This window comes from Actinophytocola sp. KF-1 (assembly GCF_054661535.1).
The window spans coordinates 439,492-459,841 of sequence record NZ_BAAFVK010000007.1 but is presented as its reverse complement, the minus strand read 5'-3'; the positions used below and the strand labels follow the sequence as shown (position 1 = coordinate 459,841).

General features: G+C 72.6%; 15 protein-coding genes. 12 read left to right on the top strand and 3 right to left on the bottom strand.

Annotated elements, in window-relative coordinates; translation table 11 throughout:
- Positions 1-3: 3 nt before the first annotated feature.
- From ACYQ77_RS23715 to ACYQ77_RS23670, 10 genes are all read left to right on the top strand, one after another.
- Complete coding sequence (locus ACYQ77_RS23715) at positions 4-2,403, top strand: eCIS core domain-containing protein (RefSeq protein ID WP_459714847.1); 2,400 nt, start codon at positions 4-6, stop codon at positions 2,401-2,403.
- A 12-nt stretch (positions 2,404-2,415) separates the two neighbouring features.
- Positions 2,416-2,874, top strand: coding sequence for a phage tail protein (locus tag ACYQ77_RS23710; RefSeq protein ID WP_459714845.1), 459 nt, complete (start codon positions 2,416-2,418; stop codon positions 2,872-2,874).
- An 18-nt stretch (positions 2,875-2,892) separates the two neighbouring features.
- Positions 2,893-3,345: a phage tail protein gene (locus ACYQ77_RS23705; protein WP_459714844.1), complete on the top strand. Its 453-nt coding sequence runs from the start codon at positions 2,893-2,895 to the stop codon at positions 3,343-3,345.
- Positions 3,346-3,417: 72 nt separating this feature from the next.
- The gene (locus ACYQ77_RS23700) at positions 3,418-4,191 is read left to right on the top strand and encodes a CIS tube protein (protein WP_459714842.1); all 774 of its coding nucleotides are present in this window, start codon (positions 3,418-3,420) and stop codon (positions 4,189-4,191) included.
- Positions 4,188-6,143, top strand: a complete 1,956-nt coding sequence (locus ACYQ77_RS23695; protein ID WP_459714840.1) for a phage baseplate assembly protein V — start codon at positions 4,188-4,190, stop codon at positions 6,141-6,143. The genes ACYQ77_RS23700 and ACYQ77_RS23695 overlap by 4 nt, the downstream gene beginning before the upstream one ends.
- 8 nt (positions 6,144-6,151) lie before the next feature.
- Positions 6,152-6,565: a GPW/gp25 family protein gene (locus tag ACYQ77_RS23690; protein WP_459714837.1), complete on the top strand. Its 414-nt coding sequence runs from the start codon at positions 6,152-6,154 to the stop codon at positions 6,563-6,565.
- Positions 6,565-8,517 carry a putative baseplate assembly protein gene (locus ACYQ77_RS23685; RefSeq protein WP_459714835.1) on the top strand — a complete coding sequence of 651 codons (1,953 nt, stop codon included), beginning with the start codon at positions 6,565-6,567 and terminating at the stop codon, positions 8,515-8,517. Before ACYQ77_RS23690 ends, ACYQ77_RS23685 begins: the two co-directional genes overlap by 1 nt.
- The gene (locus ACYQ77_RS23680) at positions 8,517-9,056 is read left to right on the top strand and encodes a phage tail protein (RefSeq protein WP_459714832.1); all 540 of its coding nucleotides are present in this window, start codon (positions 8,517-8,519) and stop codon (positions 9,054-9,056) included. Before ACYQ77_RS23685 ends, ACYQ77_RS23680 begins: the two co-directional genes overlap by 1 nt.
- A gap of 998 nt (positions 9,057-10,054) precedes the next feature.
- Positions 10,055-11,143 carry a zinc ribbon domain-containing protein gene (locus ACYQ77_RS23675; protein ID WP_459714830.1) on the top strand — a complete coding sequence of 363 codons (1,089 nt, stop codon included), beginning with the start codon at positions 10,055-10,057 and terminating at the stop codon, positions 11,141-11,143.
- Positions 11,144-11,159: 16 nt separating this feature from the next.
- Complete coding sequence (locus tag ACYQ77_RS23670; protein ID WP_459714829.1) at positions 11,160-11,771, top strand: alpha/beta fold hydrolase; 612 nt, start codon at positions 11,160-11,162, stop codon at positions 11,769-11,771.
- A 264-nt stretch (positions 11,772-12,035) separates the two neighbouring features.
- On the opposite strand, the gene ACYQ77_RS23665 is transcribed toward ACYQ77_RS23670, so the two are convergent.
- Positions 12,036-14,822: a choice-of-anchor D domain-containing protein gene (locus tag ACYQ77_RS23665; protein ID WP_459714827.1), complete on the bottom strand. Its 2,787-nt coding sequence runs from the start codon at positions 14,820-14,822 to the stop codon at positions 12,036-12,038.
- A gap of 176 nt (positions 14,823-14,998) precedes the next feature.
- On the opposite strand from ACYQ77_RS23665, the gene ACYQ77_RS23660 reads away from it, so the two are divergent.
- Positions 14,999-16,345 (top strand): hypothetical protein, encoded by a 1,347-nt coding sequence (locus ACYQ77_RS23660; RefSeq protein WP_459714825.1) that lies wholly within the window; start codon positions 14,999-15,001, stop codon positions 16,343-16,345.
- 196 nt (positions 16,346-16,541) lie between these two features.
- On the top strand, positions 16,542-17,174 hold the full coding sequence (locus tag ACYQ77_RS23655; RefSeq protein WP_459714823.1) for a response regulator transcription factor: 633 nt from the start codon (positions 16,542-16,544) through the stop codon (positions 17,172-17,174).
- A gap of 177 nt (positions 17,175-17,351) precedes the next feature.
- Here the strand turns inward: ACYQ77_RS23655 and ACYQ77_RS23650 are convergent, their stop codons facing one another.
- Both ACYQ77_RS23650 and ACYQ77_RS23645 read right to left on the bottom strand, forming a co-directional pair.
- Positions 17,352-18,029 carry a response regulator gene (locus tag ACYQ77_RS23650; RefSeq protein ID WP_459714821.1) on the bottom strand — a complete coding sequence of 226 codons (678 nt, stop codon included), beginning with the start codon at positions 18,027-18,029 and terminating at the stop codon, positions 17,352-17,354.
- On the bottom strand, positions 18,029-20,311 hold the full coding sequence (locus tag ACYQ77_RS23645; RefSeq protein ID WP_459714819.1) for a sensor histidine kinase: 2,283 nt from the start codon (positions 20,309-20,311) through the stop codon (positions 18,029-18,031). The genes ACYQ77_RS23650 and ACYQ77_RS23645 overlap by 1 nt, the downstream gene beginning before the upstream one ends.
- Positions 20,312-20,350 lie beyond the last annotated feature (39 nt).

The following is a 20,350-nucleotide window of genomic DNA, read 5'->3' as shown; positions in this document are numbered from 1 at the left end:
CCGATGCGCTGGCCATTCCGGCGGCGGCGGGAGACCGCGGCGCACACCGCGGCACCCGAGGCGGCCGCGACGCCTGCCGCCGCGGCGACGACGCCCACGCCCGCGCCGGCGTCCGGTGGACGGCAGTGGGCCGCGCTGCCCGTCATCCCCGTCACGATCAGCCGGGCCGCGCCACTGGTCGCGGGCCCGGCGCCGGTGCTGCCGCCGCTGCGGCCCGCCACCCGCGGTGCGTCCGCACCCGAGGTGGCGCCCGCCACCGGCTCCGTCACCGGGATCGCCCAGCCGGTCCCGGTGACGGCCGCCGAGCCGGTGGCCGACGTGCCGCTCCCGCAGCCGCTGCCGCCCGCGCCGGTGGTGCGCAGGGCGGTCCGGTCCACCCCCGCCGAGGCACCCGTGCTGACCGACGCGGTCGACGAGTACCTCGGCGAACCCAGGGAGGCGCTGGAGCCGTACCGGGCGCCGAGCTGGCTGCGGTACGCCACCAACCCCGGCCTCCCGGTGTTCCCCGGTCTCCCCGGGCCGGAACCCGAGACCGCGATCGCCGAACCGCCGTCGTTCCTGCCGCCCGAGCTGCGGGCCAAGCCGGAACCGGCGCCGGAACCACCGCCCTCACCCGTGCAGGCGAACGAGCCACCGCCGCGCATGGTGGAGGGCGTGGAAAGGGCCGAGGCCCCGGTGCGGCGCCCGATGCGCCCGCGCCGTCCCAACCTCGGCCAGTCACGCAGGCTCGGCCTCGGCGCCCCCATCCCGGCGCCGGCGAAGGAAGACCTCGTCCACCCCGAGGCACCGCCACGGGTCGTGGACGGGGTCGTCGAGCCGGCCACACCACAGGAGCCGCCGCCCCCACCGGCGGCCCCTGTGCGTGTGGTGGCCGAACCCGAGCCGCGGCCGGCGCCCGCACCCGAACCGGAGCCCGCACCTGAACCGGCGCCCGAGCAGGCGCCCGCTCCCCGGCCCGGACCGCCCTCGGCGCAGGGCACACCCCCGGTCGTCCGGCCGAAGCCGCCCGCCGAGGGCCCGGCGCCGGAGAAGCGTGCCGTGGCCACCTCCTTCCGGGCCACGGCCGACCTGCTGCCGCCGCGCACCCCGCGGCCGAAGCCGCGCGCGACGGTCGTCGACGCCGTGCCGCCCGACCTGGCCAACTCGATCCGCGCCCGCCAGCACGCCGACGTGTCGGACGTGCCGGTGTACCGCGGACCGGCGGTCGACGCGGCCGCGAAGGCACGCGGTGCCAAGGCGTTCGCGTCCGGTGGCGCGGTCTTCCTGCCCGACGAGGCGGGCCCGACCGACTCGCCGAAGGCCCGCGGCGTGCTCGCCCACGAGCTGGTGCACGCGGTCCAGCAGCGCACGCTCGGCCCGGTGCTCCCGGCGGTCGACTCGCCGCTCGGGCAGCAGCTGGAGGCGGAAGCACAGGCCGCGGAACGGTTCTACGGCGGGGAGGCCGGCGCCGAGGAGCCGCAGCCGCTGATCCACGCCCCGCAACCCGCGGTCGCCGCACCGGAAGCGGCGCCCGACATGACCGCCCCCGCGCAGCTGCTGACCAGCCCGGCGCAGGCGCCGGCCCCGCAGCCGCCCGCGCCCGTCCAGAGCCCGTTCGACGCCGCCGCGCGGGCGGAGGTCGGCCGCATCGCCGAGGAGTCCGCGCGGCACGTGGTGACCGAGTGGACGAACCCGAGGCTGGCACCCGGGCAGGCCGGCACGTCCGGCACGTCCGGCTCGTCCGCCACGACCCAGGCCAGGCCCTCGTTCGACCGCACCGCGCGCCGCGAGGAGATGGCCCGCCAGACGCTCGAGATCATCAACCAGGAGCGGTTCGAGCAGGGCAAGGAGCCGCTGACCGACCTCGACGCCGCGCACTACGAGCGGATCGACCGCCAGCTCGACGACATGCAGAACGGCACCACGTCGTCGCCGTCGACGCCGCATCGCCCGAGCTACCGGGCGAACTCGAAGGAGGCGTGGCTGCACGGCCTGACCGGCATGGACCCGAACTCCGGGCTCGGGCTCACCGGGCTGTTCGCGGAGCCGGGCTCCGAGCAGAGCTGGTTCCAGGGCCCCAAGGACGAGCGGCCGCTGGCACAACGGCTGATGACCGGCCTCGGTCTCGCGACCGAGGAGTCGGCGAGGCAGTTCGACACGGACAGCTGGTTCGCCGACGAGCCGGAGCAGCGGTCCGGCACGCCGGGACGGCAGGGCACGGCGGCGCAGCGGCAGAACGCGGACTCCGCGGCCGCCCACGGCGCGGCGGGCGCGCACGCCGACGACGACGAGGAGCCCATCCCGGCCAGCAGGCTCGACCTCGACGAGCTGTCCGACCGCCTGTACGACCGCCTGCGCAGCAGGCTGCGCACCGAACTGCTCGTCGACCGTGAGCGCGCGGGACTGCTCAGCGATTTCCGTTAGGAGAGGAACACCATGGGACTGACCGACACGTCATCGATCGGCCTCGCGAACCGCTTCGTGGTGAGCATGTCCGGCAAGTCGGAGTACGACCTCGGCAGCTGGACCAAGGCCGAGGGGCTCGACGTCGCCTGGGACATCGCCGAGTACCGCATGGGCGACGGCGGCAACGACCGCCTCTACTTCCCCGGCAACACCAAGTACACCAACGTGAAGCTCATCCGCGGTGTGTCCGAGGAGACCGAGAAGGTCAAGCAGTGGCTGAACAAGAACTCCTGGGAGATGGAGGTCTTCACCGGCTCCATCCAGCTGTTCACCACCGCGGCCAAGAAGGTCACCGAGTGGACGCTGCGGGACGTGATGCCCGCCAAGTGGTCGATCACGTCGTTCGACGCGGGCGCGAGCCAGGTCGCCATGGAGACCCTCGAGCTCGTCCACCGCGGCTTCCTCGAGGACGAGCGCAAGCTCGCCTGACCCGCCGGAGGACTCACGATGCCGATCAGTCTCGACACCATGCTCGCCCTGACGACGCGGTTCCACGTGTCGGTCGACGGGGTGGACCTCGGTGGCTGGGCGCGCTGCAACGGCCTCGAGGTGAAGTTCAACCCCGAGACGCAGCCCGACGGGGGTAACTACCAGTACGAGACGGTCCTGCCGGGACACATCACGTACCCGCACGTCACGCTGGAACGCGCGATCAGCGCCGCGGACTCCGCGAAGGTGCAGGCGTGGCTGCGCGACCGCGCGTCGACCTGGATCGACGCCAACGCCAGCGGCGGGGGCGGCACCGCGCAGATCACGCTGTACGACGCGCACGCGCAGAAGGTCGCGACGTGGACGCTGCGGAACGTGTACCCGGACAGCTGGAAGGGCCCGGACCTCAACGCCGGGACGCTCGGCATCGCCACGGAGACGCTCGTGCTCGTGCACGAGGGGTTCCTCTGAGCGGAGCTTGCGGAGCGAACGGACAGCGCCGCGCGACGCGGCACAGACGACACCGATCGAAAGGACGACACGATGACCGCCGCCATGATGGCCGGTGCGGGCGCGAACCTCGCCGCGGGCGCGGCCATCGGTGCCGCCTCGCTCGCCGGGGCGCGGGTGCCCGCGTCGCTGCGCTGCACCACCCTGCCGCACATCGGGTTCGTCTACTTCGACTTCAACCCGAAAGAGATCACGATCCAGCGCACCTCGCGGATCAAGTCGGTCGCCTCGCCGGGCAACGGCGGTTCCCAGCAGTCCGCGCAGAAGTCGGACCCCGCGAAGATCACGATGAACGACGTGCTGATGGAGGGCATGGACACGAAGCTGCGGTGCGACACGCTGCTCACGTGGACGTCCCCGGACGCCGGGTTCCTCGGCCAGCTGATGTCGGTGGTCACCGGGCAGAACCTCAAGACGCAGCCGCCGCCGCTGACGTTCCAGTGGGGACCGCCGATGGTCGGGTTCATGTACACGGTGCTGATGCAGTCGGTCAGCGTGAAGTACACCCGCTTCACCTCCGCGGGCATTCCCGTGCGCGCCAAGGTGAACCTCGGTTTTTACGAGATCCCGTCCCTGCTGGGGACGCTGCCGCAGAACCCGACGTCCGGTGGTCTGGTCGGCAGGCGCGCGCACACCGTGGGGCACGGTGAGTCGCTGCAGTCGATCGCGACCGCCAACTACGGCAACCCGGGCGCGTGGCGGCGGATCGCCGAGGTGAACGGCATCCAGGACCCGAACCGGGTGCGGCCCGGCGACACGATCTACCTGCCGAACCCGCAGGAGCTGGCCGACGGGGGCACGCGATGACGCTCGGCGGTCTCCTCGGCGGCAGCAAGTCCGCCATCGTCTGGCCCACCATCAAGATCGGCAAGCCCATCGGGATGCCGCTCTCGCCGCTGGTGCTGCCGAGCCTGATGCGCGCGGTCGTCGACACGCACCTGCACCTGCCGGACATGTTCGAGCTGACCTTCCACGACCTGGAGGGCACCGTCGTCAAGGACGCGGGCCTCAAGATCGGGTCGGTGGTGGAGATCGCGGCCGGTCCCGCCGACAGCGACAGCACGACCTCGCTCATCAAGGGCGAGGTGACGTCGATCGAGGCGATCTGCCAGGAGGGCCTCATCTACTCGGTGGTGCGCGGCTACGAGAAGGCGCACCGGCTGCAGCGCGCCAAGCGCACCCGCACGTACCTGAACATGAAGGACTCCGAGATCGCCAGGGAGGTCGCGTCGAACGCGGGCCTGGAGATCGGCACGGTCGAGGAGACCGCGGTCGCGCACGACCACGTCGCGCAGGTCGCCCAGTCCGACTGGGACTTCCTGCAGGAGCGCGCCAGGGAGATCGGCTACGAGACCGGTGTGGTCGGCGGGAAGTTCTTCTTCCGCAAGGCGTCCGGCCGCAAGGACGGCGGCGGGCTCGGCGGCGCGCTGTCGGCGGCGGTCGACGCGGTCGCGAGCATGGTAGGGCTCGGCAACGGCAAGCTGACGTTCAAGGACAACCTGCACACGTTCCTGCCGAGGATCTCGGCCGCGAACATCACCCCGGACGTCGAGGTGCGGGTGTGGGACCCCAAGGACGCGCGCGTGGCGGTCGCCAAGGTCGACGCGGCCACCGGCACCGCGAACATCAAGGACCAGGACCCCGCCGACCTCGCGAAGTCGTTCACCGACGGGCTGATCTCACTGCCGTCGATGCCGTCGCTGCCGTCCATCCCCGGGCTGCCCAAGCTCGACTTCGGCCTGCCCGCGAGCAACACCGCCTACCTGGTGGTGGACCGGCCGCTGGGCGTCGGGCCCGCGGCGGACACGGCGGCCGAGGCCGCGGCGAAGGGCGTCGCCGACCACATCGCCAGCACGTTCGCCGAGGCGGAGGGCGACGCGAACGGCGACCCGGCGATCCAGGCAGGCGCCGAGGTGGAGATCGCCGGGGTGCCGGAACAGTTCTGCGGCAAGTGGTTCGTCACCAACGCCCGGCACGTGTTCAACCCGGAGGAGTTCGGCTACCGCACCCGGTTCTGGGTGTCCGGCAGGCAGAACCGGTCGCTGCTCGGCCTCACGTCCGGTGGCGGGGCGCCGAAGAAGACCGACTTCGGCGGGCTGGTGTGCGGGGTCGTCACCAACGTCGCCGACCCGGACAAGCTCGGCCGGGTGAAGGTCGCGCTGCCGTGGCTCGCGCCGAACTTCGAGTCGGACTGGGCGCGGGTCGTGCAGTTCGGCGCCGGCGCGAAGACCGGTGCGCTGTTCCTGCCGTCGGTGGGCGACGAGGTGCTGCTGGGCTTCGAGTTCGGCGACTCCCGCCGGCCGTACGTCCTCGGTGGACTGATCAACAGCAAGTCGGACTTCGGTGAGCTGAAGAACGCCGTGGCCGGGTCGGGCATCGTCACCAAGCGCGGGATCGCCACCCCGGCGGCGAACCAGCTGACGTTCACCGACGAGCTGCCGCCCGGACCGCCCGGCAGCCTGCCGCCGATCCAGTCGAAGATCCAGCTCGGCACCAAGGGCGACAAGCTCGGCCTCGTCATCGACCAGGTGGCGGGCACGGTGACGCTGGCGTGCAACCCGAAACCGCCGGAGTCCAAGTCGCCCAACGGGTCGCTGACCATCGAGTGCGGTGACCTCGGTGGCATCACGATCAAGGGCGGCATGGGCGGCATCAAGGTCGAGACCGACGGGCAGCTCTCGCTCTCCGGGAAGATGGGCGTGAAGATCGAGAGCAGCGCCATCGTCGAGGTCTCCGGCAAGCTCATCAAGCTGAACTAGGGGATTCCGTGACTACCCAACAAGATTTCATCGGCGCTGGGTGGGCCTTCCCGCTCGGTGTCGCCCCGCAGGGCGGGATCGCGCTCGTGCGCAGGGAGGTGGAGCTGGAGCAGGCCATGCGGCTGATCCTCGCCACCTACCCCGGTGAGCGGCCCATGCGCCCGCAGTTCGGCAGCCGGATCCGCGACTTCGTGTTCCGGCCGATCAACGTGGAGACGATCGGCGAGCTGGCCCAGGTGGTGCGGGAGGCGCTGCTGCGCTGGGAACCGCGTGTGGACGTCGAGGGCGTGCTGGTCACGCCGCACCCGGAGGAGGACGGCGTGCTGTACATCGACATCCAGTACCGCCCGAAGGACACCAACGACCGGCGCAACCTGGTCTTCCCCTTCTACACCATCCCAGAGGACGGGAGTGACTACTGATGGCGCTGCCTGCCCCGAACCTCGACGACCGGCGGTTCCAGGACCTGGTCGACGACGCGAAGCGCATGGTCATGCGCCGCTGTCCGGAGTGGACGGACCACAACGTGTCCGACCCGGGCGTCACGCTGATCGAGACGTTCGCGTTCATGACCGACCAGCTGCTGTTCCGCCTCAACCAGGTGCCGGACCGGCTGTACGTGAAGTTCCTGGAGCTGATCGGGCTGCGGCTGATCCCCGCGACCCCCGCCCAGGCGGACGTCACGTTCTGGCTCTCCGCGCCCGCGATCACGCCGGTCGGCGTGCCGATGGGCACCGACGTGGCCACGCTGCGCACCGAGACCGAGGAGTCGGTGGTGTTCTCCACCGGCGCGGACCTGCGGATCCTGCCGTGCGCGCTGAACTACGTGGCCACGCAGGCCGCGGACGCCGACGCGCAGGTGGACCGGACCGACGAGCTCAAGATGGGCCAGTCGTTCCAGGCGTTCTCCGCCGTGCCGCGGCCCGGTGACGCGGTGCTCGTCGGCCTGTCCGACCCGGTGCCGAACTGCGTGGTGCGCCTGGACTTCGACTGCACCGTCGAGGGCGTCGGCGTGCACCCCGACCACCCGCCGCTCGTGTGGGAGGCGTGGAACGGCAAGGAGTGGCGCAAGTGTCTCGTCAGCTCCGACGGCACGGGCGCGCTGAACACGACCGGTGAGGTGCACGTCCACGTGCCGTCCGACCACGAGTCCGCCGTGCTCGGCGGCACCGCGGCGGGCTGGCTGCGGGCCAGGGTGATCGAGGTGGACGCGGACTGGCCGACCTACCAGGCGTCGCCGCTGGTGACGGCCCTGTCGGCGAGCACGATCGGCGGCACCGTCCAGGCGAACCACTGCGAGATCGTCGAGGACGAGGTGCTCGGCGACTCGGAGGGCGTGCCGGGGCAGGAGTTCCACACCGCGCGCCGCCCGGTCGTCATCGGCGCGGGCGAGGCCGTGCTGGAGACCATGTCCGACGACGGCTGGCAGGAGTGGACACCGGTCCACAACTTCGCCGGCAGCGGCCCCGGCGACCGGCACTACATCCTCGACGGCACGTCCGGCACCGTCCAGTTCGGACCCGCGATCCGCGAGCCGGACGGCGGGCTGCGGCAGTACGGCGCGGTGCCGCCGTACGGGGCGACGATCCGGATGCGCCGCTACGCCACCGGCGGCGGCCGCGTCGGCAACGTCGGCAAGGGCGCGATCCGGACGCTGAAGTCGTCGATCCCGTTCGTGTCCCGGGTGGAGAACATCGAGGCGGCGTGGGGTGGCGTCGACGGCGAGAGCGTCGACGACGCCAAGTCCCGCGGGCCGATCCTGCTGCGCACCCGCAGCCGCGCGGTCACCGCGGAGGACTACGAGGCGATCACGCAGGAGGCGGCGCCGGACGTGGCCCGCGTGCGCTGCGTGACCGCGGGCGACGAGGACACCGACGCCGGTTCCGTGCGGGTGCTGATCGTGCCCGCGGCGGCGGAGGTGGACGGCCGCATCGACTTCGCGGAGCTGGTGCCGGAGGAGGAGACGCTGCAGCGGATCACCGAGCGGCTCGACGAGGTGCGGCTGATCGGCACGCGCGTGCTGGTGTCGCCGCCGCGGTACCGGGGCGTGACGGTCGTGGCGCGCATCGTGGCCCGGCCCCGGCTGGACAAGGCCCGCGTGCGTGCCGACGCGCTGGCCGCGCTGTACGGGTACCTGAACCCGATCAGCGGCGGCCGCGACGGCCGCGGCTGGGAGTTCGGCAGGCCGGTGCAGGCCGGGGACGTGTACGCGCTGCTGCAGCGGGTGCGCGGGGTCGACCTCGTGGAGGACGTGCGGCTGTTCGGCGCCAACCCGGTCACCGGCGAGCGCGGCGAGGAGTGCCAGCGGCTCGACGTGGACCGGCACAGCCTCATCTTCTCGTTCGAGCACCACGTGAAGGTGGAGGACAACTGATGCGTGGTCTGGTTGCCGGGATGCCGAGCGCGGCGCCGTTCATCCGGATGCTGCCCGCGGTCTACCAGGAGGACGAGTTCACCGACCGCTTCGTCGGCGGCTTCGACGACGTGCTCGCCCCCGTGCTGTCCACTCTGGACTGCCTGGTGGACTACTTCGACCCGTACCTCGCGCCGGAGGACTTCCTCGAGTGGATCGCCGGCTGGGTCGGGATCGAACTGGAGGAGGGCTGGCCGATCGAGCGCCGCCGCGCGGTGGTCGCCACGGCCGTCGAGATGTACCGCATGCGCGGGACCGTGGCCGGTCTGCGCGCGAACCTGCAGGTGCTGACGGGCGGCCGCGTCGAGATCGCCGACAGCGGCGGGGTCGGCTGGTCGAAGAACCCGGGCGCCGACATGCCGGGCGAGGCGTCGCCGCGGCTCGCCGTCCGGATACGGGTGCACGACCCGTCAAGCGTGCCGATGGACCTCGTCGACTCCGCGGTCGCGGCCGCCAAGCCGGCGCACGTGGTGCACAGAGTGGAGGTGGACCGACCGTGATCGTGTGCAAGACGTGCGGTTTCCACAACAAGGAGACGGACGCGTTCTGCGGTTCGTGCGGTGCGTTCCTGGAGTGGACGGGCGAGAAGGTCGCCGTCGCCCCGAAGCCGGTCGCCGCCGAGCCGGAGGAAGAGGAGAAGCCGAAACGCGGGTGGCTGTCGCGGATCCAGTCGGCGCTGTACCTGGACGTGGGCGACCGCGAACCGGTGCAGACCCCGGCGAAGCCCGGGCTGCCCGGACGGCCTGGTGCCGGTCCGCCGGGACCGCCCGGCGCCAAGCCGGGTCCGCCCGGCCCGCCCAAGCCGCCGGGTGCTCCCGGTGGGCCGCCGAAGCCGCCCGGTCCGCCCGGCGGGCCGCCCAAGCCACCGCCTCCGCCCGGCGCGGGCGGGCCACCGAAGCCGCCACCGCCGCCGGGGGCCGGGGGACCGCCGAAGCCGCCGCCACCACCTGGTGCGCCGCCGCCTCCGCCGGGAGCGCCGCCGAAGCCGCCGCCCCCTCCTGGTGCGTCGGGTGCCGCGTCTGCGGCACCGCCGAAGCCGCCGCCTCCGCCTGGTGCGCCGCCTGCGCCGCCGGGTGCGTCGGGTGCCGCGTCTGCGGCACCGCCGAAGCCACCCCCTCCACCAGGGGCATCGGCTGCTGCGCCGCCGCCTCCTCCGGGGGCCGGTGGGCCGCCGAAGCCGCCGCCTCCCCCTGGTGCGTCGGCCGCCGCGCCTTCGGCACCGCCGAAGCCACCGCCTCCGCCTGGTGCGCCACCTGCGCCGCCGGGTGCGTCGGCTGCCGCGCCTGCGGCGCCGCCCAAGCTGCCGCCTCCGCCAGGGGCATCGGCTGCTGCGCCGCCGTCTCCTCCGGGGGCCGGTGGGCCGCCGAAGCCGCCGCCTCCGCCGGGTGCGCCGTCGGCGGTCGCCTCGGCTCCGCCCGCGCTCCCCGCGGCGCCGCCGAAGCTGCCGCCCGCTCCCGGCGCGGCTCCCGCACCGCCTGCCGGTGCGCTGCCGCTGCCGGTGGGGACGGCGTCGTCGGTGCCGCCGAAGCTGCCGCCGCCGGGGGTGTCCCCGGCCGGTGGCGCGCCGTCGTCCGACGCGCTGCCGCTGAAGCCGCCGCCGCCCAAGCTGCCACCGGACCCGCCGGCCCCGACGGCGTCCGGCGGCCCGGCGCTGCCACCGCCCAAGCCCAAGGCCAGCGACGCCGAGGCAGGCGAGCTGGTGGCCCCCGTCACGGGCAAGGCGACCACGCAACCCGACGCCGTCGTCCCGCAGGAGGCGCTGAAGAAGCCGCCGCAGGTCCGCAAGCAGCCGCCGACGAAGAAGCTCCAGCCGGGCGAGCTCGTCTGCGGCGAGTGCGGTGAGGGCAACCCGCCCACCCGCAAGTTCTGCAGCCGCTGTGGCACGTCGCTCGCCGAGGCGGCGGTCGTCAAGACGCCGTGGTGGCGCAAGCTGCTCCCGCGGCGTGGCGCGAAGGTGCGCAAGGCGGGCGAACGGCCCAAGCGCCGCGGCCGGGCCGGCAAGAGCAAGCTCGGCGTCGCGTTCAGCGCCACCTTCAAGGTCGTGCGCAGGGTGGTCGCGATCGCGCTCGTGCTCGGTGGCATCGCGTACGGGTTGTTCGCGCCGTTCCGCGGCTGGGTGAACGAGCAGGCGGCGGAGGCGAAGGGGACGTTCGAGCGGCTCGTGTTCCCGCAGTACGTGCCCGTGTCCGCGGCGGAGGCCCCGACGGCGTCGGCCGCGTTGCCGAAGCACCCCGCGAACCTCGCGGTCGACGGCGCGTCCGACAGCTTCTGGGCGGCGCCGGTCGGCCCGAAGGAGCCGAACATGGTCGTCAAGTTCGACCGGACGGTGGACCTCGCGCGGATCATCGTCCACAACGGCGACGGCGGGGACTTCAAGGGCACGTTCCGCGCCCAGAAGCTGCACCTCGTGTTCTCCACCGGCAAGACGACCGACATCGACCTGCAGGACCTGCCCGACCCGCAGACACTGGAGATCGAGAACGGCGAGGGTGTGAACAGCGTGGAGATCCACGTCGTCGGCACCTTCAAGGCGGTCAAGGGCAACACCTTGGCCATCAGCGAAATCGAGTTCTTCGAGGAGATCTAGCGGCTACCGTCGCCGCATGACCCCCGTCGTGCTCCTGCACGCGCTGGGCAGCTCGGCCCGCACCTGGGACAGGTTCGCGGCCGGGCTGCCCCGCACGTCCATCGCGCTCGACCTGCCCGGCCACGGCACGGCCCCGCGCACCGGCGACTACTCGATCAGCGCCATGGCCGACCACGTCCTGCGCGCCATCGCCGCCCACGACACCGTCGACCTGGTCGGCCACTCGATGGGCGGCGCCGTCGCCATGCACGTCGCGATGCGCGCCCCCGGGCTGGTCCGCCGCATGGTGATCGAGGACGCCCCACCGCCACCGCACGAACCCGTGCCACTGCTCGAACCGCCCGCCCGGCCACCCGAGCCGGTGGACTTCGACTGGGCGGTCGTCGAGCCCGTCTTCCGCACGGTCCGCACCCCCGACCCGGCGTGGTGGGCGGGCCTCGCGGCTGTCCCGGCCGACACGCTGTGGCTGGCAGGCGGCCCGGCGAGCCACGTCGACCAGGACCGCATCCACGAGGCCGCGGCACGCATGCCGTCCGCGCGCGTGGTCGAGATCCCGGCCGGTCACCGCATCCACAGCGAGGCGGCGGAGGAGTTCGCCGCCGTCGTCGTACCGTTCCTGGCCGAGTAGCGGCGGTTTCGCCGGGCATGCTGGGCGCAGTCACTCGCGGAGCGCGGGATGGGTGGTGTCCTGACAGGCGCGTTCAGCTCAGGTGGGGTGTTCTGAAAGGCGCGTTCAGGTCACTGGGCGACATGAACGCGCCTTTCAGGACACCCGAGGCGGCCGCGGGGGCTGGGGTCCACAGTCGGGTCTTCCCTGGATGGGGTTTCCCGCTTGGGGCTTGCCCCCGCTTCGCGGGGGCCGGGCGCGCAGCGCCCGGCCCCCAGCTGAGGATCAGTTGCGGATCACGAAGTCGGCCGGGGTGACCGACGGGGCGACGATCAGGACCGGCTTGGCGGCTTCGATCGGCGGGTCCGTCTCGTCGATGGTCGCGGTCACCGGGTACGTGCCGATCGCCGTCTTGGGCAGGACCAGCAGCATCGCGGTGAAGCGGCCGTCGGCGCCCGGGGTCGCGGTCGCCTGCTGGGCGAAGACACCCATCTTGACGGTCACCGGCTTGCCCGGGGCGAACCCGCTGCCCGACACCGCGAGCACGCGGCCCGGTGGGCTCACGCCCGGGGAGACCTCGATGGCCGGGACGCCGGCGGCGCCGGTCAGCCCGATCAGGTGCGGCGTGCCGCCCGGCACGTCGTCGGTGAACCGGAGCACCGCGGCCCGCGGCCCCGACGCCCGCGGCGAGAACGCCACCGCCACCTGGCACGTCTCGCCCGGCTTCACCGGGGTGCCGGTGCACGTGTCCGACTCGATCGTGTAGTCGCCCGGTGCGAGCGGCGACACGATGCTGACCGCGGTCACCGTCAGGTCCTGCCCGCCCGTGTTCGTCACCGTCACGGCCTTCGCGGGCGCCTTCGACAGCAGCAGCCGGTCACCGAACGCCAGCGGGTCCGGGGCCGCGGCGAACCGCGCGTCCGGTGGCACCGGCGGGTCCTCCTTCTCGACCCCGGTGCCGCGCAACGGCACGGTGAACTCGCGGCCGTCCCGCAGCCGCACGACCAGCGTGCCGGTCCGCTCACCCGCGTTCTCCGGGGTGAACAGGACGGACACCTCGCAGCTGCCGGTCTGTTGCAGCACAACGGTTTCCGGACCGGTGCAGGTCTGCGCGCCGAGCGTGAACTCCGGTGAGCCGACGGTCAGTTCGGACACGACGAGCGGGCCGAAGCCGGTGTGGTCGAGCCGCACCACGCGGTCGAGCGCCTCGCCGAGCGTCACCTCGCCGAACTCCAGCGGGTTCGGGTCGGCACGCAGTTCGGGGCGGAACGTCCGCACATACACGTCGGTGTCCGGGTTGTCGTCCGCGGGCTCGGTGAGGTCCGACGCCCACGAGTCGTACGCGACCGTGGAACCGTTGCCCGACAGGGTCGGCCCGCCCGAGTCGTACGGCGGTGAGTCGTCGTTGCCACCGCACGTGGCGTCCGCGGGCAGGTCCTCCACGCAGTCCCGGCTGGTGCCCGGCGACGCGAGCGTGCCGGGCAGCCGGGGCTCCTCGTCGCGGAGCCGCTGCCGGTCGACGACCAGGTCCCGCACCACGACCTGGCACACGACGCGCCGGTCGCGGTCGTCGGTGGTGGGCGGCAGGTCCGCGCGCTTCAGGCCCTCCGGCTCGTAGGTGCGGCAGCTGTCCGAGTCGCCGAGCGGGATGTCGACGCCGTCGTGCGCGTTCGCGTTGTCCGTGGCGAACGCGAGGAAGCGGCCGTCGGCGGACAGCGCGGGCCCGAAACCGTTGATGATCTCGTTGTCGTTGTCCCGGGACACGATCGCCGAGTCGACGGGCGTGCCGTCCTCCTGGACGCGCACCACGTACACCGTCGGCTGGTCGGCGACCGAGTACCAGCACTGCTCGGAGGAGCACCTGTTCTCGTACGCCTCGGCCTCGAACGCGATCGTGCCGCCGTCACCGGAGATCGCCGGCGAGGCCAGGAACACCGACTCGTCGACCGACAGCGGTTCCCGCTCGTCGGGCGTGGTGTTCACGTCCCAGTCGGCGCGGACCACGGCGCCCGTCGCCATGTCCTGGCGGATGATCGCGTGGAACGGGATGTAGATGGGGAACTCGCCGCCGCCCTCCTGGCGCTCGTAGTCGGCGACCAGCACCACGAACCGGCCGTCCGACGACACGTCGGGCTTCCGCTGCGCGGTCGGCCTGCGGCCGTCGAGGGCCGGGCGGAGCACCTCGACCTGGCCGGGGCCGGCCGGGGTGACGCTCGTGGTGAACACCGCGTCGTAGGGGTAGCCACCGTCGTCGGAGCGGCGGTCCTGCCACACGAGCCGGGTCGCGTCGTCGGACAGCTTCGGCACCCGCGGCCGGTCGATGCGGTACACGTAACCGTCGCCCTGGTCCGTCTGCGGCTCGCTCACCCGGAAGTAGTTGTAGACGAGGCTGCCGTCGTCGCGGCGTTCGTCGAACTCGCCGTCGCCGTCCGGGTCGCGGTCGCACAGCACCAGGTCGCGGTCCTCGTCGTCGTCCTCGACGACGATGTTGTCGGCCCGGGTCACGAACGCGACGAACCGGCCGTCACCGGAGATCGTCGGCTCCGTGCTGCCCCAGCTCGGCGGCACCTCGCCGAACACCGGCCCCTCCTGCTGCCGCCGCCTGCCGTTCAACGACAGCAACGGGTCCCCGGCCAGCTTCGGCTGCGTGAACGTCGGGGGCGGCGTCGTGGTGGTCGTGGTCGTCGTGGTCGTGGTCGTCGTCGTGGTCGGCGGGGCGGGGCGCACGAACTGGCCCCGGCTGATCATGACGGTGCGACCCGACCGCAGGTCGCGCACGTACACGGCCTCGTTGCCGTTGTTGGACAGGCTGTCGAGCCGCGCGTAGCTGGAGAACACGACGGTCGTGCCGTTCGCGGACAGCTCCTGGTTCTCACCGCCGCTCTCGGGGCCGCCGTCGCCTTCCGGCGCGGACGCGTCGGCGACGGACGCGCGTACGGTGGAACCGGGCGCGGTGGCGGCCCGCGCGGACGTGGTCTGGCCGGACAGGGCCACGACGGCGGAAACGCCGACGACCGTCGCGACGACGGCCATCACGACGGCACGTTTGCTGCGGAGCAGGGACTCGGGCACGGGGGACCTCCAGATCTACCGCGCCCGACCGTATGGGGGATCGGGACGCGCCGGTCCCGGCTCGCGGGTGGCGTAGCGGACGCCTGGGTGCGCCCTATCGGGCAGTTCCGGCCGCCCCGCCATGCTCCCTCGCGCAAGCTGTCCGCCACCCGGCACCTCACCGACACTGCTTCCTCATGGGAGCTACCACGTCGCTGGCGAACAGGCAGCTGTCCGTGACTCCGGGTCAGGCGGTCGAGGCGACGGTCCTGGTGCGGAACAACGGCACGCTGGTCGACCAGTTCACCTTGGACATAGTCGGTGATTCTCGGGAGTGGACCGAGGTCACGCCGCGCGTCATGAACCTGATGCCGGGGCAGGACGGCGAGGCCACCGTGCGGTTCGCGCCGCCGAGGGACTCGTCGGTGCCCGCCGGGCAGGTGCCGTTCGGCGTGCGCGTGCTGTCCCGCGAGGACCCGCCGAACTCGTCGGTCGCCGAGGGGTCGGTCGACGTCGAGCCGTTCATGGACCTGCAGCTGGAGCTGACGCCGAAGACGTCGCGGTGCCGCACCAAGGCCGTGCACGAGGTCGTCGTCGAGAACTCCGGCAACTACCCGATCCCGGTCGAGGTCGTCACCAACGACCCCGAGGAGCAGCTGAAGCTGTCCCTGGACCACAGCACGCTCACCGTGCAGCCGGGCACGTCCGCGTTCCTGAAGCTGCGGGCCAAGCCGTACGACCGGTTCCTGCGCGGCGCCGACAAGCGGCTGCCGTTCGGGGTCACCGCGATCGCGCCGGACCAGCCGCCGGTCAACATGGACGGCACCGTCGTGCAGCAGCAGATGCTGCCGAAGTGGCTGCTGCCCGTCGCCGCGGCCGTGCTGGCCGCGGCCGTCGTGCTGGCGGTGCTGTGGTTCACGCTCGTCAAGCCGACCGTGCAGACCGCGGCCCGCGAGGCGGGCAAGACGGCGGCCGAGGAGGCGCAGGCCGAGCTGAAGGACAAGGCGGACCTCGCCGAGCGGCGTGCCGTCGCGGCCGAGGAGAAGGCCAACGCGGCGCAGAAGAAGGTCGACGACATGGCGGCCAAGGGCGGCGCGGGCGGCGGCGGTGCCGGTGCCGGCGGCCGGGGTGCGACGACCGACGAGAAGGGCGTCGACATCTCGACCGGCTCCGCGGTGGACTTCCGGATCACGACCAGCGCGGACGCGCAGGCCGACCCGGCGAAGTTCGACAAGTTCAAGGTGCCCGCCGGCTCGATCCCGCCGAACAAGACGCTGGTGCTGACCGACATCATCCTGCAGAACCCGCGCGGCGACAGCGGCACGCTCGCCATCAAGCGCGGCGACGAGGTGCTGTACGCGACCGGGCTGCAGAACTTCCGGGACATGGACTTCCACTTCCTGGAGCCGTGGACGTTCAGCCCGGACCAGCCCCTGACCGTCGAGGTGAGCTGCCAGCTGCCCGGCGCGCCGGAACCGGCGACCGGCAAGTGCACGCCCGCCGTCTCCTTCTCGGGCAGGCTCGCGGGCCCGACGCCCAGCTGACTGGTCCTTTCGGGGCCCCCGACGCGGTCGGGGGCCCCGCTGCGTGCCCGCCCGGGCACGGTCCGTGGTCCGGCCGTGCAAAACCGGGACACCGGTCCCATGTGCCTGGGACGCACCTTGGGGCAACCTTCTCTCTGCGCGGGTTCGACGTGCTGGGCGTCGAGTCGGGGGCGTGCTAGAGAAGCGGAAGATTTCGATGTTGGAGCAAAGCCGTATCCCGGTCGTCGTGCGTGCGACCGATCCGATCCTGCAGAGCGGCGTCCAGATGGCGCTGCGCACGCGGCAGGAGGTGTGGCTGGTCGACGAGGACACCGCGTCCACGGAGGCCGTCGCGCTGGTGGTGACCGACCGGTTCGACGACCGGGGGGCACAGCTGCTGCGCACCCTGCAGGTGCGCGGGTTCACGAGGGTGGTCCTCATCGCGGGGGAGCTGGAGGACACGGAGATCCTGACCGCCGTCGAGGGCGGGGTGTGCGCGGTGGCCCGCCGCGCCGACACGACACCGGACGTCCTGGTCCGTCTGATCAAGGCCGCCGCGGCCGGTGAGGGCGCGCTGCCGCCGGACCTGCTCGGCAGGCTGCTGAACCGGGTGTCCCGGCTGCAGCGGCACGTGCTCGAGCCGAGGGGCCTGCACCTGGCGGGCATCACGAACCGGGAGACCGAGGTGCTGCGCCTGGTCGCGTCCGGACTGTCCACGAAGGAGATCGCGGACAAGCTCTGCTACTCGCAGCGCACCGTCAAGAGCATCCTCCACGACGTGACGAACCGTTTCCAACTGCGAAACCGCTCCCACGCCGTGGCCTACGCCCTCCGCGAAGGCCTGATCTAACCCCGCGAGTCCCGCTCCAGAACATCGCGAGTCGCGCTCTCCAACACACCGAGTTGTCAGTTTCGTGCAGATCTTGGGGACCAAGATCTGCACGAAAACGGAACTCGGTATGCGTGAGAGCGCGACTCGCGGTGTTTGAGAGCGTGACTCGCCGGGGTTTGAGGGCGGGGGTGGGGGTTAGTTTGGGGTGTTGTTGTCGCCCAGGCCTGCTTTGCGGGCGCGGACTATGGCCTGGGCTCGGTCTGCCACGTGGAGTTTGGTGAAGATGCTCGACACGTGGTTGCGGACCGTTTTGGGGGACAGGGACAGGCGGCGGGCGATGGTCGAGTTGCTCTCGCCGTCGGCGATCAGGGCGAGCACCTCCCGCTCGCGGGACGTCAGCTCCGGGAACACGGTGTCCGCCGGCGCGACCGGGCCACTGTTGAAGAACCCCAGGACGCGGGTCGCGATGTCCGGGCCGAAGATCGCCTCGCCGCGGCCGACCGCGTGCACCGCGCGCACGATCTCCTCCTGACCGGACCCCTTCAGCAGGTACCCGCGCGCCCCCGCGCGCATGGCCGCGAACACCGACTCCGTGTCGTTGAACATGGTCAGCACCATCACGCCGGTGCCCGGCCGCTCGCCGACGATCTGCCGGGTCGCCTCGATGCCGTCGATGTCCGGCAGGTGCAGGTCCATCACCACCACGTCGGGGGTGAACGTCCGCGCCGCCGACACGGCGTCCCGCCCGTTCGCGGCCTCGCCGACCACGTCCAGCGACGGCTCCGCCGCCAGCACCGTGCACAGCCCGAACCGGAACAGGGGATGGTCGTCGACCACCAGCACCCGCAGCCTCGGTTCCGGTGTCGGCTCCATCAACCGCCCTCCTTCGGCAGGGGAAGCGTCGCGAAGACCCGTGTCCCGCCGTCGGATTCCGCTTCCACCAGACACTCACCACCCAGCTCCGTCGCCCGTTCCCGCATCGACGACAGGCCGACGCCGCCGTTCGTCACCGCGGGCAGCCCGACCCCGTCGTCGACGACCTCGATGTGCAGGTCGTCGTCCACCCACAGCCGCACCGCGCACGAGCTGGCCGCCGCGTGCCGGGTCACGTTCGTCAGCGCCTCACAGATGATCCGGTACGCCGCGACGTCGACGGGAGCCGGGAGCTTCGGCATGGCCGACGGCACCTCGAGCACGATCGTCACCCCGTCCACCGACGAGTCGCCGCCGGCGCTGCGGCTCGCGAGCGCGCCCGCGTACTCGCGGATCGCCGGGATCAGCCCGATCCGGTCCAGCACCGGCGGCCGCAGTCCGTGCGCGAGCCTGCGGATCTCCACGATCGCGGCCTGCAGCTCGTCCCGCAACCGGCCGAGCAGCTCACCGGTCGGCGTCGTGTCCCCGACGGTCCGCCTGCTCACGTCCAGCCCCAGCGCGACCGCCGCCAGCGTCGGCCCGACCCCGTCGTGCAGCTCGTGCAGGATCCGCCGCCGCTCCATCTCCCGCGCCCGCACGAGCCGGTCACGGGACCGGCGCAGGTCGCGGGTGAGGCGGGCGGTGTACACGGCAGCGCCCGCGTGCCGCGCGACCTCCGCGAGCGCGATCCGGTCCGGCCGCGTCAGCTCCCGCTGCGACGACCGCCTGCCCACGACCAGGTTGCCGACCCGTTCGCCGTGGAACGTCAGCGGCATCCGGTACAGCTCCCCGGTCGGCGTGCCGACGCTCGCCGCGGTCTCGCTGCGGCCACGCGCCTGGATCTCGATCGCCATGTACGGCAGCCGCAGCGCCGCCGACACCGTCTCGACGATCTCCGGCAGCATCGTCGCCGCGGTCGGCGTGTTCTCCAGCCGTGACGCGAGCGCCGACACCACGCGGTACGGGTCGTCCCGCTCGCCGTAGAGCCGCCGGTTGATCAGCCCCTGCAGCCGCCTGCGCAACGGCTGGGACAGCACGGCGATCGCGGCCACCACGACGGCCTGCCACCACACGTTGGTGACCGGCCCGAACACCGCGCTCCACGCGGAGATCACCCCGACGTACACGCCGACGGCGCCGATCGTCAGGGCGCCGTAGACGACCATGCGGCTGACCGCGACCTCGATGTTCAGCGCCCGGTACCGCAGCACGGCCGCCGCCATCGCGATCGGGACGGCCATGAACGGCAGCGCCTGCATCTCGTACGGCACCACCGGCCTGCCCGTCGCGAGCACCGGCACCACCCAGATCGCGAAGTACGCGATCACGCTGCCCGCCAGCGCCACCAGCAGCCACAGGATCGGCCTGCGTGTCGGTTCGCCGCGCTTGCCCGCGTACTTGCGGACCAGCACGGTCACGATCAGCGGCGGGTAGGTGAACAGGGCGGGCAGCACCGGCACCACGAGCACGTGGATCCGTTCGAGCGGCGACCCGAGCACCACCAGCGCCAGCAGCCACACGAACGCGAACAGCACCAGCGGCCCGGCGTACCCGGCCGCGATCAGCCACCGCTGCCCGCGGCTGACCGTCGAGGTGGGGAAGGCGATCGCGAAGTGCAGCGTCGCGCCCCACAGCAGCGCGAACGCCACCTGCCCGGTGAAGTGGCGCCAGAACTGGTCCCCGGCGACGAGGTCGACCGCCATCAACGGGAAGAACCCGGCCCCGATGATCGCGACGATCCCGATCGCCGAGGTCAGCAGCGTGGCGTGCGCGGCCGGGTCCCTCGGCCGGGCCCAGAACACGGTCACGCTCGTGGCGACCAGCAGCGCGGCGACCAGCAGCATGGGCCACCAGTCGCTGATGGCGCGCAGGATGGGGAAGTGGTGCAGCGTGACGTGCACCGGCAACGTCTCCCCGGCGCGGTCCACCAGGTAGGTCAGCGTGTCCCCGGCGTGCACGGGCGGCCCGCCGGGCAGGTGGGCGGTGCGCTCGGCGAGCCGCCGCCCGTCGATCGCGAGGATCTCGTCGCCCCGCCGCAGCCCGCTCCCCGGCTCCACATCGGACACGATGATGTGCCCGATGTGGACAGCACTGACCGAGGGGCTGACGGTGGCGCCGTCCGTTGGCGAGGTGGCCCTCGACCAGACGCACCAGCCGGCCACCCCGAACAGGACGAGGGTGAGCAGTAGGAGCGAGGCGGGTACACGCCGCGCGCCCGCCGGGCTGATCACGCCCAGGATCATCCCCCACCGTCCGTGCTCAGGACAGGGCATTTGGGCACC

Bases quoted from the DNA above. Each gene is read 5' to 3' on its own strand.
- ACYQ77_RS23715 (WP_459714847.1), top strand. From the start codon at position 4: ATGCGCTGGCCATTCCGGCGGCGGCGGGAGACCGCGGCGCACACCGCG.
- ACYQ77_RS23710 (WP_459714845.1), top strand. From the start codon at position 2,416: ATGGGACTGACCGACACGTCATCGATCGGCCTCGCGAACCGCTTCGTG.
- ACYQ77_RS23705 (WP_459714844.1), top strand. From the start codon at position 2,893: ATGCCGATCAGTCTCGACACCATGCTCGCCCTGACGACGCGGTTCCAC.
- ACYQ77_RS23700 (WP_459714842.1), top strand. From the start codon at position 3,418: ATGACCGCCGCCATGATGGCCGGTGCGGGCGCGAACCTCGCCGCGGGC.
- ACYQ77_RS23695 (WP_459714840.1), top strand. From the start codon at position 4,188: ATGACGCTCGGCGGTCTCCTCGGCGGCAGCAAGTCCGCCATCGTCTGG.
- ACYQ77_RS23685 (WP_459714835.1), top strand. From the start codon at position 6,565: ATGGCGCTGCCTGCCCCGAACCTCGACGACCGGCGGTTCCAGGACCTG.
- ACYQ77_RS23680 (WP_459714832.1), top strand. From the start codon at position 8,517: ATGCGTGGTCTGGTTGCCGGGATGCCGAGCGCGGCGCCGTTCATCCGG.
- ACYQ77_RS23670 (WP_459714829.1), top strand. From the start codon at position 11,160: ATGACCCCCGTCGTGCTCCTGCACGCGCTGGGCAGCTCGGCCCGCACC.
- ACYQ77_RS23660 (WP_459714825.1), top strand. From the start codon at position 14,999: ATGGGAGCTACCACGTCGCTGGCGAACAGGCAGCTGTCCGTGACTCCG.
- ACYQ77_RS23655 (WP_459714823.1), top strand. From the start codon at position 16,542: ATGTTGGAGCAAAGCCGTATCCCGGTCGTCGTGCGTGCGACCGATCCG.
- ACYQ77_RS23650 (WP_459714821.1), bottom strand. From the start codon at position 18,029: ATGGAGCCGACACCGGAACCGAGGCTGCGGGTGCTGGTGGTCGACGAC.
- ACYQ77_RS23645 (WP_459714819.1), bottom strand. From the start codon at position 20,311: ATGATCCTGGGCGTGATCAGCCCGGCGGGCGCGCGGCGTGTACCCGCC.